At 67.4% G+C, this 14,818-nt stretch carries 14 protein-coding genes and 1 tRNA gene; 6 read left to right on the top strand and 9 right to left on the bottom strand.

The annotated features are described in order from the left end of the window. Positions 1–34: 34 nt before the first annotated feature. Positions 35–1,180 carry an acyl-CoA dehydrogenase family protein gene (locus tag ACWDUD_RS06935; RefSeq protein WP_197252933.1) on the bottom strand — a complete coding sequence of 382 codons (1,146 nt, stop codon included), beginning with the start codon at positions 1,178–1,180 and terminating at the stop codon, positions 35–37. Between the two features lie 101 nt (positions 1,181–1,281). Between ACWDUD_RS06935 and ACWDUD_RS06930 the strand changes: the two genes are divergently transcribed. The 3 genes from ACWDUD_RS06930 (at position 1,282) to ACWDUD_RS06920 (ending at position 3,102) form a co-directional block, all read left to right on the top strand. Continuing rightward, positions 1,282–1,884 carry a TetR/AcrR family transcriptional regulator gene (locus ACWDUD_RS06930; RefSeq protein ID WP_420752638.1) on the top strand — a complete coding sequence of 201 codons (603 nt, stop codon included), beginning with the start codon at positions 1,282–1,284 and terminating at the stop codon, positions 1,882–1,884. A gap of 116 nt (positions 1,885–2,000) precedes the next feature. Further along, the gene (locus ACWDUD_RS06925; RefSeq protein WP_197252932.1) at positions 2,001–2,474 is read left to right on the top strand and encodes a DUF309 domain-containing protein; all 474 of its coding nucleotides are present in this window, start codon (positions 2,001–2,003) and stop codon (positions 2,472–2,474) included. 7 nt (positions 2,475–2,481) lie between these two features. Continuing rightward, the gene (locus tag ACWDUD_RS06920) at positions 2,482–3,102 is read left to right on the top strand and encodes an LON peptidase substrate-binding domain-containing protein (protein ID WP_248674191.1); all 621 of its coding nucleotides are present in this window, start codon (positions 2,482–2,484) and stop codon (positions 3,100–3,102) included. Between the two features lie 78 nt (positions 3,103–3,180). Here the strand turns inward: ACWDUD_RS06920 and ACWDUD_RS06915 are convergent, their stop codons facing one another. The 6 genes from ACWDUD_RS06915 to ACWDUD_RS06890 form a co-directional block, all read right to left on the bottom strand. Next, entirely contained in the window at positions 3,181–4,890 is a 1,710-nt protein-coding gene (locus ACWDUD_RS06915) for a CotH kinase family protein (RefSeq protein WP_450108812.1), read from the bottom strand. After that, entirely contained in the window at positions 4,890–5,567 is a 678-nt protein-coding gene (locus ACWDUD_RS06910; RefSeq protein WP_450108811.1) for a DUF4956 domain-containing protein, read from the bottom strand. Before ACWDUD_RS06910 ends, ACWDUD_RS06915 begins: the two co-directional genes overlap by 1 nt. Positions 5,568–5,621: 54 nt before the next feature. After that, positions 5,622–6,539 (bottom strand): VTC domain-containing protein, encoded by a 918-nt coding sequence (locus ACWDUD_RS06905; protein ID WP_450108810.1) that lies wholly within the window; start codon positions 6,537–6,539, stop codon positions 5,622–5,624. A 117-nt stretch (positions 6,540–6,656) separates the two neighbouring features. Continuing rightward, the gene (locus ACWDUD_RS06900) at positions 6,657–7,280 is read right to left on the bottom strand and encodes a LutC/YkgG family protein (RefSeq protein ID WP_450108809.1); all 624 of its coding nucleotides are present in this window, start codon (positions 7,278–7,280) and stop codon (positions 6,657–6,659) included. Beyond that, a complete protein-coding gene (locus ACWDUD_RS06895) occupies positions 7,277–8,788 on the bottom strand; it encodes a LutB/LldF family L-lactate oxidation iron-sulfur protein (protein ID WP_450108808.1) in 1,512 nt (503 codons plus the stop codon). Before ACWDUD_RS06895 ends, ACWDUD_RS06900 begins: the two co-directional genes overlap by 4 nt. Then, a complete protein-coding gene (locus tag ACWDUD_RS06890) occupies positions 8,785–9,537 on the bottom strand; it encodes a (Fe-S)-binding protein (RefSeq protein ID WP_450108807.1) in 753 nt (250 codons plus the stop codon). Before ACWDUD_RS06890 ends, ACWDUD_RS06895 begins: the two co-directional genes overlap by 4 nt. 93 nt (positions 9,538–9,630) lie before the next feature. Between ACWDUD_RS06890 and ACWDUD_RS06885 the strand changes: the two genes are divergently transcribed. Continuing rightward, on the top strand, positions 9,631–10,365 hold the full coding sequence (locus ACWDUD_RS06885) for a FadR/GntR family transcriptional regulator (RefSeq protein ID WP_248674198.1): 735 nt from the start codon (positions 9,631–9,633) through the stop codon (positions 10,363–10,365). A 14-nt stretch (positions 10,366–10,379) separates the two neighbouring features. Next, positions 10,380–10,456: transfer RNA gene (locus ACWDUD_RS06880), tRNA-Met, on the top strand. A gap of 90 nt (positions 10,457–10,546) precedes the next feature. On the opposite strand, the gene ACWDUD_RS06875 is transcribed toward ACWDUD_RS06880, so the two are convergent. Beyond that, positions 10,547–11,716, bottom strand: coding sequence for an IS1249 family transposase (locus ACWDUD_RS06875; RefSeq protein ID WP_450108806.1), 1,170 nt, complete (start codon positions 11,714–11,716; stop codon positions 10,547–10,549). 261 nt (positions 11,717–11,977) lie between these two features. Here ACWDUD_RS06875 and ACWDUD_RS06870 point away from each other — a divergent pair, with 261 nt between their 5' ends. After that, positions 11,978–13,105 carry an AI-2E family transporter gene (locus ACWDUD_RS06870; protein WP_248674199.1) on the top strand — a complete coding sequence of 376 codons (1,128 nt, stop codon included), beginning with the start codon at positions 11,978–11,980 and terminating at the stop codon, positions 13,103–13,105. Between the two features lie 71 nt (positions 13,106–13,176). Here the strand turns inward: ACWDUD_RS06870 and ACWDUD_RS06865 are convergent, their stop codons facing one another. Further along, a complete protein-coding gene (locus tag ACWDUD_RS06865; RefSeq protein ID WP_450108805.1) occupies positions 13,177–14,712 on the bottom strand; it encodes an FAD-binding protein in 1,536 nt (511 codons plus the stop codon). Positions 14,713–14,818 lie beyond the last annotated feature (106 nt).

Below are 14,818 nucleotides of genomic sequence, written 5' to 3'. Positions count from 1 at the left end.
GGAAGCTCCTTCGAAAAGAGTGGAGTATCGGGGACTACAGGCCGAGGTCGCGGCCGATGAGTTCCTTCATGATCTCGTTGGTGCCGGCCCAGATCTTGGTGACGCGGGCATCCTTCCAGGCACGGGCCACACGGTACTCGTTCATGAAGCCGTAGCCGCCGTGAATCTGCACGCAGGCGTCGAGAACCTCGGACTGCGTCTGCGCCGTCCACCACTTGGCCTTGGCGGCGTCGACGGCGCTGAGCTCACCGTCGGCGTGGGCCTCGACGGCCTGGTCGACGTACGCCTCGGCGACCTCGATCTTGGTGACGAGCTCGGCGAGCAGGAACTTGTTGTACTGCATGGTGCCGATGGCCTGGCCGAACGCCTTGCGCTCCTTGGCGTACTCGATGGTCTCGAGCAGGATGTGCTTGGCGTGGTGCACGTTGTTGATGGCGGAGCCGAGACGCTCCTGCGGGAGCAGCTTCATCATCGAGATGAAGCCCATGCCCTCTTCACCGAGGAGGTTCTTGCCCGGGACGCGGACGTCCTTGAAGAACAGTTCGGCGGTGTCGGCCTCGGGCTGGCCGACCTTGTCGAGCTTGCGGCCGTTCTCGAAGCCCTCCATGCCGCGCTCGACGACGAGCAGCGAAATGCCCTTGGCGCCCTTCGACGGATCGGTGCGGGCCGCGACGACAACCAGGTCGCAGTTGTAGCCGTTGGTGATGAAGGTCTTCGCGCCGTTGAGGATCCAGTCGTCGCCGTCGCGGACCGCGGTGGTCTTGAGGTTGGCGAGGTCCGAACCACCGGACGGCTCGGTCATGCCGATCGCGCAGATGAGCTCACCGGTGGCGCAACGCGGCAGCCAGCGCTCGCGCTGCTCCTCGTTACCGAGGTGGACGATGTACGGCACGGTGATGTCGGAGTGGATGCCGATCGACGACGACAGCGCCATGTTCGCCCGGGCGAACTCCTCGGCGACGATCGCGTTGAAGCGGTAGTCGTTCGCTTCCATGCCACCGAACCGCTCGGGGATCTCGAGCCCCAGGAAGCCCGCCTTGCCCGCTTCGATCCAGATGTCGCGGGGGATCTCGTGACGTTCGATGAGTTCCTCGGCACGGGGCAGCACGAACCGGTTCACGAACTCGCGAGCCGACTCGCGGAACGCCTCGTGATCGGGACCGTACAGGGTGCGTCGCATTCAACCGCTCCTAATCTAAGCACGCGCTTATAATCTAAGCGTTTGCTTATAGTGGCCCCGATGCGGCAAGTTGTCAACTGCCGGAACACAGGGAGAGCACAGTGGCCACATCGAGAGACGACGTGATCAGCGGATCCAAGGCGGCGGCCCGCCTGCGGGAAGCCGCCATCGAGGTATTCGCCGAGAACGGGTACGGCGGCACCACCACCCGCCAGATCGCCGCGCGCCTCGACATGAGCCCGGCCGCGATGTATCCGCACTACAAGTCCAAGGAAGAACTGCTCTACGCGATCGGCTACGAGGGCCACGACCTGGCGTTGCGGGTCGTGCAGGACGCCGACATCCCCGGCGCCGACGCCACCGAACGTCTCGCCACGATCATCCGGCGCTTCGCGGAATGGCAGGCCGAGAACCACAGCCGTGCCCGCGTCGTCCAGTACGAGCTCACCGCTCTCACGCCGGAGCACTACCGCGTCATCACCGGACTGCGACGACGGACGACGCAGGTGGTCCGCGACGTCGTCGACGCCGGCCTGGCCTCCGGCGAGTTCACCGTGCCCGACGCCGAGGGCGTGACCCTCGCCCTGATGTCGCTGTGCGTCGACATCTGCCGCTGGTATCCGTCGGGCCGCTACCAGGACCCCGAAACCATCGGCGCGCTCTACGCCGATCTCGCGCTGCGACTCGTCGGCGCCGTGCACTGAATCGCGAAATCCGCACGGCCACTAGACAACCGCCGAGCTCCTCCGGCGCGCGGATGTCGCCACCCGCGCGCGGATGTTGCAACGGAGTGCGGTTGTCCGGGAGTAGTCTCGACGGCATGACCGAGCGTGATCGGGACCCCGACGGCAAGCCGAAGAACGCCCGCCCCCGCGACGCGCTGGGCCGCCCGCTCCCCTACGGTGAGGAGGGCGTCGAACCCATCCCCGAAGACCTCGACCTGTCACCCAACGAGGCCATCACCGAGGCCCAGCGGCTGTTCGACCACGGATACCCCTTCCACGCACACGAGGTGTTCGAAGGATCGTGGAAATCGGCGCCGGTCGAGGAACGCACCCTGTGGCAGGGACTCGCGCAGCTCGCGGTCGGGCTCACCCACCTGCTGCGCGGCAATCCGTCCGGTGCCGCGTCACTGCTCCGGCAGGGGCAGGCCCGGGTGCGGCACTACGAGGACGCACCGCCGCACGGCCTCGATATCGACGGCCTGTCCGCGTGGGCGGACCACCTGCTCGCCGAGATCGAGCGCGGCGATCCGATCCCCGAACCGCCCGTACCGCGCCTGCGGATGCCATGATGCGGTGATGCCGATCCTGCCGATGTTCCCGCTGGGAACAGCGCTGCTGCCGGGCGATCACCTGCCGTTGCGGGTGTTCGAACCCCGCTACCAGCAGCTGGTCCACGACTGCATGGCCGCACCCGACGGACCGCGCTTCGGTGTCGTGCTCATCGCGCGCGGACACGAGGTCGGCGGCGGCGACGTGCGGCACGACGTCGGGACGGTCGCGCGGATCGTCGTCGACACCGAACTCGGCGGCGGCCACCACCGGCTCGAATGCATCGCCGAGGAACGTATCCGGATCCTGCAGTGGCTGCCGGACGATCCGTATCCGCGCGCCGAGGTCGAGCCGTGGCCCGACGCCCCGTCCGACGGCACGGACCTGTCCGGTCTGACCGGACTGTTCGGGAAGCTGTACGGACTACTCGACCGGCTCGTCGAGAACGGCGTGAACCCACCGCGCGCCGACGACCTGCCCGACGACCCGGGCGCCCGGCTCTACGCGTTGTCGCGGTGGGTGCCGATGGGCGAGGCCGACAGACACGCCCTGCTCGCCGCGCCGGGACCCGACGAACGACTGGCCGTGCTCACCGAGGCGATCGCCACGGCCATCGACCTCGCCGAATGGCAGTTGAAGGACCAGTGATTCCGAAGAAGGGGTGATACGGAAGCGGCGGCACGGTGTGTGAACACCGCGCCGCCGCACCGTCGCTTCCCGGATCGCTCACCGATCGCGCAGGGCTGCCAGAGCCTCGGTTCGCTGGTCGATCCACGTGCGCATCGAATCGATGCTCACCTGCAGGGCTTCCTGCGTGAGACCGTCGGTGACCGGGACGGTCTCGGCGATGTCGTCCAGCAATGCAGTCGCGCGTCCGCTGCCGTAGATCTGCTCGAACAGATCCCAGTACGCGCTCTCGTACACGGCGGTGAACGCGTCCGACTCGAGGAAGCGGGTCTTCAGCGGATTGCCCATCGACATTCCCGGAGGTCCGCCTTCCGGCCCGCCGGGGAAGGCAGGCACTCCGTTCGGCATTCCCTGAGGCATCCCACCGCCACCCTGCGGCGGGGTCACCCCTGCGGGAGGTGTCATGCCCTCGGGTGGTGTCATGCCCTCGGGTGGTGTCATCCCCTCCGGAGGCGTCATGCCCTCCGGCGCCGTGCCCCCGGCCTGCGGCGTGCCCTCACCGGGTGCTGCGCCCGTGCCGTTCATGCCCGGCGGCATGCCACCACCCGGCCCACCCGGTCCCATCATGCCGACCGAGTCGTGCGGTCCGGCACTCGTACCGCCCTGCATCGCCAGGTTCAGATCCCACGAGACGACGGCGAGCTTCTCGGTGCCCAGGTCGTACCAGAGGTAGTAGTTCTGGCCCGGGCCGGCCATGTCGTCGCCGTTGACGAGGAGGTTCTGCGTCGCGACGTAGCGGGCGAAGGATTCGACGTCGACCCAGTCTCCGAGGTGCGCGTCGAACTCCTCGTCGCTCGCCGTGTTCATCCACTTCAGGAAGTTCACGATCGGCTGCAGGTTGCCGCTGCCGACCGCGTTGATCTGCTTGAACTGATCGGCGTAGGACGACTGGTCGTCGTCGACGTACTCGAAACGTGAACTGGCATCGGCCTTGTACAGATAGCCGTCGCCGTCGAACAGCGAGTTGGCGTAGCCGTCGTCGGGATGCTCGAGCAACAGTCGTGTCGTGGTGGCACTGTCGTTGATCGAGTACACCGTGTACGCGTACCGCTGCGTCGGCTGGCCGGTCTCCGCGGTGAGCGACAACGCCATCGCCTCGTTCAGCACCGGCGTGCCCGGCCGCACCGACAACTCGGTCATGCCCTGATAGGCACGGCCCGAGGCGTTCTCGTCGAAGCTGATGAGCAGGGGCAGCGACGTCGGATCGTCCTCCGACGCCGACGACATCATGGGGCCCATCCGTCCGGGATCGAAACCCTCGGGGAATTCGAATCCTTCCGGTAGTTCCATACCTTCCGGGGGCCGGAAGCCCGAACCACCGGGCCTGGCGTCGTCGCCGCGCACGCCCATCAGAGTCGAGTTGCCCTTGAGCCGGACGGACACGTCGTTGACGAACGTGCCGTCGATGGTGAGGTCTGCGGTGACCCACTTCTTGTCGCCGGTCTTCTGGAACGTGGTGATCATGTCCCGATATTCGGCATCGGTGATTTCCAGCGATACCTCGTGCTGCACAGAACTGTCGAACAGGTCGACGGTTCCGGCGATGTTCTCGGTGATCTCCGAGGCGATAACCGTTGTGTCCCCGACGATGTAGGGACGGATCCGGGCACTGCCGAACACGGTCGCCATGATCGTGACGAACGCGACGAACACCACCAGCAGCTTCCAGTGCTGACGCAGCGATGTCGGGATCCGATGTCTGAGCCGACGCCGCGGTCGGGGCTCGCCGGCGGTGTTCGTCCCGCTCATCAGATGTCCGTCTGGTCGTATCCGGTCAGGACGGTGACGCGCTGGCCGGTGTTGACCGCGCTCAATGCCGCGATCAGCTCGGATGCCTTCTTACCCTTGCGCAACTGCGCCGTGTAGTACAGCTCGTTGAGTGCTCCCGCACGGACGGATTCGGTGGAGACCAGCTCGAATTCCGTGCAGAACTCGATGAGGACGTCTTCGACGAGCGCGTCGAACCCCGGCTCCGGCGGCACTTGCACCTTCACGACCTGACGCTGCACGTCGAGCTTGAACCAGTTGAACTTGTTCATGATCAGCAGCACGAGGCAGATCGCGACGGTCGCGGCCACCGCGAGGATGTAGAAGCGGGTGCCGGTGGTCATGCCGATCGCCATCACGAGGAAGATGAACCCGACGTCACGAGTTTCTTTGATGGCGTTGCGGAATCGCACGACCGACAGCGCGCCGACGAGCGCGAACGCCCGGGCGATGTTGGAGCCGACCACGAGCATGATCAGCGAGATGATCATGCCGACCATCACGAGGGTCTGCACGTAGGACTGGCTGTAGGAGACGTTCTTGTGCGTGTATCGGTAGACCCAGCCGATGACGGCGGACAGCACGAACGACAATGACAGCGACACGATGATGTCGAATGTCGAAAACGTCCCGCTGAGGTCCTGAAGATCGAAATTCATGGTTGTCCTGGTGTCCGAATGGTTGGAAATCTATGAAAAATGCTGCGTGCGTGGTTAACCCACGACCGGAGCGGGTTCGCCGAAGAGATCCGGCGGGACGGGCTCGTCGAACCCTTCGGGCAGGATCGGTTCGGGTGTGCCGGTGATCGAGCGCGGTGCCAACCCGAACGCCTGCACCGACTGGCAGTACTTCGAGATCCGGATGACCGACATGTTCAGTCGCGCGGTCAGATCCGTCGCCCAGTACGGAACCCGTTCGTTCGCCTTGAGTTCCACGATCGCCAGCTTCGGCGGGATGATGAAGCGGTTCTCGGCGCCGGATGCGAAATGGAAGTCGCGGTCGCGGCCGTGCACCTTGTGATCGATCGTCACCCGCAGGCCCAGATCGGCTTCGCGGCCGACGAACGCCTCCCGCAGGTAGCCGGTCGTGACGACCGGCCGCAGATCGAGATTGCCGATCAGGGTGGTCACCTCGTTCACGAACGGTCGCTGCGACGGATCGCACTCGATCTCCTCGCGGCCGTCCAGCCACCGCCGCGCCTGCCCGTAGGGCAGCGTGATCCGCCGCTTCTGGGTCACGCGGTTGACGCGCTGCTTGATCTCGATCTGCACCGAGGTGTCGTCGGTGCAGTCCGCCGGATTGCCGTACAGCCGCATCCGGAGCTTGCGCCGGAACTTCAGGCCCTCGATCTTCTCCCAGTAGAAGCGCAGATCCGCGGTGTCGTAGTACAGCGACGTCACCGGATATCCGCCGTGCGGCGAGAACGGATCGGCGTCCATGCGGGCGGCGAGCTCGGCCCGCAGCTCCGGGACCTTCATCTCGTCGACGAGGTACTTGATCTCGTACCGGTTGAAGGCGTGCAGCTTGCTCGCCGTCTGCTGATAGCCGACGGGACCGGCCGGAACGTCCTCGACCGATTCGGTTGGATCATCCGACGAGGATCGCTTCCGGAATCGATCGATGAGGCTCATGGCGGCGGCAGCTCCCGGCTGATCGGTGGCGAACGGGTGAACGCTCCGAGTACACCCGACGACGTTTCCGGGAAGCTGGAAGGAAGCTGGCAATCGCCTGTGAGTCGATCTTGCCGCTCAGCCGACGATCACGACCTCGAGGTTGCGCGGACCGTGCACCCCCTCGACGCGTTCGAGTTCGATGTCCGAGGTCGCGGAGGGACCGCTGATCAGGGTGGTGGGCCGCTCCGGCACGAGCCGGGCCAGAGCTTCGGGCACCCCGACCTCGACGGTGTCGAGCGGCACGACGCACACGTGCAGATCCGGCACGAGTGTCAGGGCCCGGCGACCCTGGTCGGCGCTGCCGTCGAGGAAGATGGTGCCCGTCTCGGCGCACGACACCGCCGACGCGGTGACGACCCCGTCGAGCGCTTCGAGCTGCGGCGCCGGCACGTCGGCCGAGTCCACGACGATCTCCCCGTCGAACGCGGCGAGCCACGAGTCGTCGAGACCGGCGGGCACACCCACCCGCGCGACCTTCCGGTCGGCGAGCACCCGCGCGAGGACCGTCGGTAGTTCGGCTGTGGTGCAGCGGTGCACGTGGGCCTTGTAGTCGAGCAACCGGTCGGCGAACAGTTCGTAGCGTTCGTCGTCCGGCAGGGTTCGGCCGGTGCGGTAGGCGCGGGGGATCTCCGTGGGCGCGGACGGCGCGAGCGCCAGGGCGTCGCGGATGCGGCCGAGCACCGTCTCGCGGGCGCTCATCGTTCGCCCCCTTCCTTCCGCGCTGCGGCCATCGCCGCGCGACCTTCGTCGGAATCCCACCACTGCCGGAACGTCTGCTTCGGCGGTGCCGGGATGTCGCGGGCAGCGGTCCAGCCGCCGAGCGGACCGGGCAGCGCCGAGATCGCGCCCTTCTTCCCCGCGACGATCCGGCCGCCGATGCCGCCAGCCTTCTGCGCCGCGGTCCACCGCCGCGAGGACGACATCGCCAGCGACGCCGCCTTCATCGCCGCGGCTTCAACGGTGAGTCCCGCCTGTTCGACCTTCTGGTGCCGCAGTTCGACGAGCAGCGACGGGATGTCGATCTTGACGGGGCAGGCGTCGAAGCACGCGCCGCACAGGCTCGACGCGAACGGCAGCGTCGCGTTCGGGTCGCCTGGTTCGTTCATGCCCGCGAGTTGCGGGGTGAGCACCGCTCCGATCGGACCCGGATAGGTCGAGCCGTAGGCGTGGCCGCCGGTGCGTTCGTAGACCGGGCACACGTTGAGGCACGCGGAGCACCGGATGCAGTGCAGCGCTTCGCGTCCCACCGAATCGGCGAGCGCGGCGGTGCGGCCGTTGTCGAGCAGGATCAGGTGGAACGCCTGCGGTCCGTCACCCGGGGTGACACCCGTCCACATCGACGTGTACGGGTTCATCCGCTCCCCCGTCGACGACCGCGGCAGCAGTTGGAGGAACACCTCGAGGTCGCGGTAGGTGGGGAGCAGCTTCTCGATGCCCATGACGGTGATGAGGGTCTGCGGCAGCGTCAGGCACATCCGGCCGTTGCCCTCGGATTCGACGACCGCGAGGGTGCCGGTCTCGGCGATCCCGAAGTTCGCACCCGATACCGCGACCGGGACGGTCATGAACTTGTGGCGCAGGAACTTTCGCGCCGCCTCCGCGAGGTGCGCGGGATTGTCGTCGAGATCCGGGTCCACGCCCGGCATTTCGCGCAGGAAGATCTCACGGATCTCGGAACGGTTGCGGTGGATGGCCGGGACGAGGATGTGCGACGGCCGGTCGTGGCCGAGCTGGACGATGAGTTCGGCCAGATCCGTCTCGTGCGCGACGATGCCCTGGGCTTCGAGATACTCGTTGAGGCCGATCTCCTGGGTGGCCATGGATTTGACCTTGACGACCTCGCCGGATCCGGTGTCGCGCACCAGTTGTGCGACGAGAGCGTTGGCCTCGTCGGCGTCGGCGGCCCAGTGCACGACGCCACCCCGTTCGGTGACGGCGGCTTCGAGCTGTTCGAGCAGTTCGGGCAGGCGCGCCAGCACGTCCTTCTTGACGGCGGCACCGGCGTCGCGCAGTGCCTCCCAGTCGGGGACCTCCCCGGTCACGCGGAGCCGCTTGGCGCGGATGGTGTGGGTGGCCTTGCCGATGTTGCGCCGCAGCTGACTGTCGGCGAGTTCGTGATGTGCTGCGTCCGGGAACTTTTCGACGCCGCGCAGGTTTCCCGAGCCGCGCGGCGGGACGGTGGGCGTGCCGAGCGCGGTGATGCTCATGCGGTCACCACCGGGGCGTCGGCGGAGGCGAGGATCTCGGCGAGGTGCACGGTGCGGCCGCCGGTTTTCAGGCGCGACATGCCGCCCCCGATGTGCATCAGGCACGACGAGTCGCCGGCCGTGCAGTATTCGGCGCCGGTGGCGGCGATGTTGCGGAGCTTGTCGGACAGCATGGCGGTGGACGTTTCGGCGTTCTTGATGGCGAACGTGCCGCCGAAGCCGCAGCACGAGTCCGCTTCGGGGAGTTCGACGAGGTCGATGTCGCGGACGTTGCGCAGCAACTGCAGCGGTTTGTCGCCGACCCGCAGCATGCGCAGGGAATGGCAGGTCGGGTGGTAGGTGACGCGATGCGGGTAGCGGGCGCCGACGTCGGTGACGCCGAGGACGTCGACGAGGAACTCGGACAGTTCGTACGTTTTGGCCTTGACCGTGTCGACCTTCCCGCGCAGCGCGGCGTCGCCGTAGCGGCCGGCGACGATCTCGTGCTGGTGCCGGACGGATCCGGCGCACGATCCGGACGGAACGACGACCGCGTCGATGGAGGGGTCGCCGAAGGTGTCGGCGTAGTTGCGGACGAGGGGCAGTGCGCCGGGTTGGTATCCGGTGTTGATGTGCATCTGCCCGCAGCAGGTCTGGCCGGGCGGGAACACGACGTCGTGGCCGAGCCTCGCCAGGAGCAGGGCAGTGGCCTTGACCGCGCCGGGGAACAGGGTGTCGCCGAGGCAGGTGGCGAACAACGCGACTCGCATGGTGGATCTCCGCATCGAATCTGTGTGGTCTGACCACACTAACCCACGTTCGGGAGCCACGCACGAGAAAAAGGCGGCCTAGGCTCTGCTGACATGTCGTCGCCGTCCGCACCCCGCGCCTGGGAGCAGGTACTCGCCCGCCTCGAGGAGAAGCTGATCTCCGGTGAACTCGCGCCGGGGCAGCGGCTCCCGGGTGAGCGCATCCTCGCGGCCGAACTCGGCGTGGGCCGGTCGTCGGTGCGTGAGGCGCTGCGGGTGATGGAGGCGCTCGGCCTCCTCACCGCGCACACCGGGTCGGGTCCCAACGCCGGGGCGATGATCGTCTCCCGGCCGGTGGGCGGAATGTCGATGCTCATGCGCATGCAGGTCGCGGCCCAGAACTTTCCGGTCCGCGACGTCGTGCAGACCCGGCTGGTCCTCGAGACCGAGGTCGTGCAGACGCTCGCCGGTACACGCCCGGTCCCGGACCTGTCCCACGCCGAGGAGTTGCTCATCGCGATGGACTCCCCCGAGCTGTCCGCGCACGAGTTCCTGGTCCTCGACTCCCGGTTCCACATCGCCCTGGCCGACGCCGCCGGAAACCTGGTCATCGCCTCGATGATGGCCGCGCTGCGCGAATCGATCGAAAGCTATGTGCTTGCCGGAGCACCCCTCGCCACCTGGCCGGAGACCTGCAGCCGCCTGCGCCACGAACATCACGGCCTCGTCGCGGCGGTGCGGGCCGGGGACGTGGAGGCGGCCCGGCAGCGCATCGGCGACCACATCCGCGGTTACTACGCCGAGAGCCTGTCGAACCCCCTGAACGGAGCACCCCCGCCGGTGGTGTAGTGTTGTTCGTGCAACGCGGGGTGGAGCAGCTCGGTAGCTCGCTGGGCTCATAACCCAGAGGTCGCAGGTTCAAATCCTGTCCCCGCTACCACCACCGGCCCGGACTCTCACGAGTCCGGGCCGGTTTTGTTTCGGGTTATAGGCCAAATTGTGTGTACGGCCCTCGGTGTGTCGTCCTGGTTCAGGGGTGTGATCTGCCCGCCCAGCCGTGTTGGAGACCGTTGCCGTCCTCCCAGCTGAAGTCGGTGCCCATCGTGGGTCCGATCGGTTCGTCCGCGACGGCGTCGCGGCGCTGGGTCCGGGGTGGTGCGTAGTGCTCGGGCCGGACCAGAGTCCACGGGTCGCGGGGTTCGGCGGTCAGGCTGTTGAGTTTCCATTCGGCGGCCCGGCGGGCGTGCTCGACCGGCAGGCCGCGGTGGGTGCGGAACAGGTCCTTGATCGCCTTGTTCGGGCCGCCCTCCAGCGGTGAGGTGGTCCGCTGCAGGGGGTGCGCGTCGTCGGTGAGGTCGGGGTCGATCCAGGTGAACAGGTGGTTGTCGGCGATCAGGCGGCGGAACAGGCCGCGGGTCTTGCGCAGGTCCCGGTGGGTGTACCACCACTGTTGGTCGTCCGGGACCCCGCGGGGTCGGGTCACGTGTGTTTTCGCGTAGGTGCGGTGCCGCAGGAAGCTGTCCCAGCGCGTTTCCCACGCCGCGTACGCCTGCAGCCACAGCACGGCCTGGTCGATACCGCGGACGTTCATCAAAGCCCGGGTGAGGGCGAGGATTTCGCGGCCGGCGTCGAGTCGGGGCGTGAGGGTGTGGTGGCGGCGCACGACCTGGAAGATGTGGAAGTAGCAGCGTTGGATGCGGGTGCCGGGCCACTGCTCGGCGAGCGCGGCGTGCAGGCCGGTGCCGCCGTCGATGACGGCGACGGTCGGGGCCGGGTGGCGCTCCAGGATCTGGAGCCACGCGATCTTCTTCTCGCGGTCGCACCATTGCCAGTCGATGACGTGGTGGCCGTCGGTGGCGATGAGCAGGCACCAGGACTGGAAGTAGGTGCCGTCCAGGATCACCAGATCGGTGGGTGTCGGGGCCGGGGTCGGTGGTGGGACTTCAATGTTCCAGCACCAGGCGGTGTCGCGGCGGAAGGTGCGGGCGCTTGAGGCCACCTGGGAGGGTGCGCGGCCGTCGAGCAGCCAAGCCCGGAACGCGTGCAGTTGGGCTTTGCGGGTGATGTCCGGACGGGACCGGGTCGTCGAGGCACCGCAGGTTGGGCAGCGCCAGCGGGTGCGGCCGGCGGTGGTGGTGCCGTTCTTGACCAGCTTGGCTCCGCATACACCACAGAGCGGGGAATTCCGGGTAGCTGACACCGAACATGCTTTCAGAGCATGTTCGGATCACTATCATTCGAGCTCAGCGTCAGGAAACGGCGGGTTCTGTACACACATTCTGGCCATTAACCCTTTGTTTCGCCCGCGCGAAGGGGTCTCGACGAATCCGCTCGGCCGCCAGTTATCCGCTGTGACGATTGCGTCGGCGTATGACCGGCGACCACGCGGATACGAGGACCCGTTGTCGTTCCCGGAGTAGATTCCGCCTTGACCCGTCAGGCAGACAACCGGGAGGGTGCGATGAGCGAGGACCATCCGAGCGACCCGCCCCGGCAGCGCACCACACCCCGCTGGCTGCGGCCCGCCGTCTTCTACGTCCTGCTCGCCGTCGCCGCCTACCAACTCTCGGGCTGGCTGTTCTTCAACCTCCGCGACTTCCTCGGACTGCTGTTTCTGGCGTGGTTGCTCAGCATCACCCTCGAGCCGGTCGTCGACTGGCTGGAGCGGTTCGGGATGCGCCGCGGCGCCGCGACCGGTCTGGTGCTGTTCGGCCTGCTGGCGTTTCTGATCGGGTTCGTCGCGCTGTTCGGGACGCTGCTCGTCGAACAGCTCGGTCAGTTGCTCAAAGCACTGCCCGATGCCATCACCACGGTCACCGAGTGGTCCAACCGCACGTTCGACACGAACTTCTCGACCGGCGACGAACTGATCAAGCTGACGCCGGAGACCATCAGGGATCTCGTGCAGCGGTTCACGCCCGGGGTGCTCGGCGTGGTGTCCTCGGTGGTGAGCGTGGTGTTCCAGGCCCTGACGATGCTGCTGTTCGTGTTCTACATGTCGGCGGAGGGTCCCGCCCTGCGGCGCACCATCTCGAGCTGGTTCCCCGCCCGGCAGCAGAAGATCATCGCGACGGTGTGGGAAACGTCCGTCGAGAAGGCCGGCGGATACGTCGTCTCCCGGCTGATCCTCGGAGCCATCAGTGCCATCGGTACCGGCATCTTCCTGATGATCATCGGTGTGCCCTACTGGCTGCCGCTCGCGCTGTGGACGGGCATCGTGTCGCAGTTCGTCCCGACCCTGGGCACGTATCTGGCGATCGCCCTGCCCGCGATCATCGCCGCCGCCAACCAGCCCATCGACGGGCTGTGGGTGGTGCTGTTCGGAACCGGCTATCAACAGGTCGAGAACTACGTGCTGCACCCGCGCATCACGTCGAAGACCGTCTCGATCCACCCGGCGGTCGCGTTCGGTTCGGTGATCGTCGGAGCGTCGTTGTTCGGCGCGATGGGTGCGCTGGTGTCCGTCCCGGTCGTGGCGGTGCTGCAGGCTCTCGTCGAAACATACGGTCACCGTTACGAACTGGTCGTCGAGCCGGGTGACATCGACCAACCAGGCGACACCGACACCGACAGCGCCGAAGCCGAGTAGTGCGCCTGCGGCGCCCGTGTGCCTTTGTGGCGGCTCCCACCGCCACAAAGGCACACGGGCGGCGAAGCCGCCTAGCGCTTCGCCATGTCCCGTACCGCCACGTGCGCGAACAGCATGCTCGCGCCGATGGGGTTGCCGCCGCCCGGGTACACCGTGCCGCTGACCGCGGCCATCGTGTTGCCCGCCGCGTACAGGCCGGGAATCGGTTCACCCGCGGGGGTCAGGACCCGCGCCGACGTATCGGTGCGCAACCCGCCCTTGGTGCCCAGATCGGAGATCCCGAACGCCGCCGCGTGGAACGGGCCCTTCTCGATCGGGACCATCGGGGACTGCCCGCCGGAAAACGCGCGGTCGTACGGTTCGTCGCCGCGGCCGAAGTCCTCGTCGACGCCCTCGGCGGCCATCTCGTTGTAGCGGGCGACGGTCGCGACCAGTGCGTCGGCGGGGACCCCGATCTGTTCGGCGAGTTCCTCGAGGGTCTCCCCCGTCTTCCACAGGCCGGCCGCGATGTACTTCTCGGGTTCGACCATCGGCACGTTCGTCGCCTGGACGGGCGGAACACCGCCGTCCTTGTCGTCGTAGATCATCCAGAACGGCAGGGTCAGCGAACCGGCGTCCATCTGCGCGATGACATCGCGGCCGAGTCGGTCGTAGGGCGCCGACTCGTTGACGAAACGCTTGCCGCCCTGGTTGACGAAGATGCCGCCCGTGAACCACAGCGCGAACGCGGAGCGCCCGTCCGGGTGGGTCATACCGGGCGACCACCAGGCCTCGCCCATGAGATCGACGTCGGCGCCGGCGGCGATGCCCGCCTGGTGTGCCTTACCGAGATTCGACCACGGCCCCATCGAATCCCGCGCCTCGCCGGGCACGCCGTACTCGGCGCGCATGGCGTCGTTCTGCTCGAACCCACCGGCCGCGAGCACGACACCGCGGCGGGCACGGATCGCGCGACGCTCGCCGTCGTGTTCGACGATGCCTCCGACGACCGCGCCGTCCTCGACGACGAGATCGACCAGCGGCGTGTTCAGATGGGTGCTGACGTCGGGGAACTTCTTCAGCGCCACCAGGAATCGTCCGACCAGTGCGCGACCGCCGATGAGGTGACCGGGCAGGGGTTCGCCGTTGCGTTCGCGGCCGAGGGGACCGCGGATGGACTCGTTGAGATCCTCGATCCCCTTCGCGGACAACGGCGACGGAATGATGTGCCGGCCCGTCGCGCTGGCCTTGGGCGCCTTGCCGAAGTAGTCGGGCCACGGCAGGACCTGGAATTCCAGGTCCGCGTCGATTTCGAGATAGTCGATGAGCGAGGCACCTCCGGTGACGAACGCATCCTGCAGTTCGCGGGGCGTGCGGTCGCCGACCACCGCGTGGAAGTAGGTGAGGGCGTCCTCGATCGTGTCCTCGTCGCCGGCGCGGCGCAGCACCGCGTTCGTCGGGAACCACATGCCGCCGCCACCGGAGTAGGAGGTGGTGCCGCCGAACTGCTCCGATGCTTCGACGAGGATCACCGACAGGCCCTCACGGGCGGCGGTGTACGCGCCGCAGCACCCACCTGCTCCCGACCCGACGACGAGCACGTCGCATTCTTCCGCCCAATCCACCACGCTGCCTCCCGAAGACCGTTCCCTGAACGGTTGATCACGGTAGGCGCAGCCGACGGCTCGCGGGACGGAATGTCCTACTGGGCGGGAAGTTACCCGGGCGGGTGCC

It is taken from the genome of Rhodococcus sp. NPDC003382 (assembly GCF_053589135.1).
Note: the sequence above shows the minus strand (reverse complement) of the source record. Positions and strands in the feature narration are given on the sequence as shown.

Coding starts and splice junctions, on each gene's coding strand:
- ACWDUD_RS06920 (WP_248674191.1), top strand. CDS start 2,482: ATGCCGATCCTGCCGATGTTCCCGCTGGGAACAGCGCTGCTGCCGGGC.
- ACWDUD_RS06895 (WP_450108808.1), bottom strand. CDS start 8,788: ATGAGCATCACCGCGCTCGGCACGCCCACCGTCCCGCCGCGCGGCTCG.
- ACWDUD_RS06905 (WP_450108810.1), bottom strand. CDS start 6,539: ATGAGCCTCATCGATCGATTCCGGAAGCGATCCTCGTCGGATGATCCA.
- ACWDUD_RS06900 (WP_450108809.1), bottom strand. CDS start 7,280: ATGAGCGCCCGCGAGACGGTGCTCGGCCGCATCCGCGACGCCCTGGCG.
- ACWDUD_RS06925 (WP_197252932.1), top strand. CDS start 2,001: ATGACCGAGCGTGATCGGGACCCCGACGGCAAGCCGAAGAACGCCCGC.
- ACWDUD_RS06935 (WP_197252933.1), bottom strand. CDS start 1,180: ATGCGACGCACCCTGTACGGTCCCGATCACGAGGCGTTCCGCGAGTCG.
- ACWDUD_RS06885 (WP_248674198.1), top strand. CDS start 9,631: ATGTCGTCGCCGTCCGCACCCCGCGCCTGGGAGCAGGTACTCGCCCGC.
- ACWDUD_RS06870 (WP_248674199.1), top strand. CDS start 11,978: ATGAGCGAGGACCATCCGAGCGACCCGCCCCGGCAGCGCACCACACCC.
- ACWDUD_RS06910 (WP_450108811.1), bottom strand. CDS start 5,567: ATGAATTTCGATCTTCAGGACCTCAGCGGGACGTTTTCGACATTCGAC.
- ACWDUD_RS06890 (WP_450108807.1), bottom strand. CDS start 9,537: ATGCGAGTCGCGTTGTTCGCCACCTGCCTCGGCGACACCCTGTTCCCC.
- ACWDUD_RS06915 (WP_450108812.1), bottom strand. CDS start 4,890: ATGAGCGGGACGAACACCGCCGGCGAGCCCCGACCGCGGCGTCGGCTC.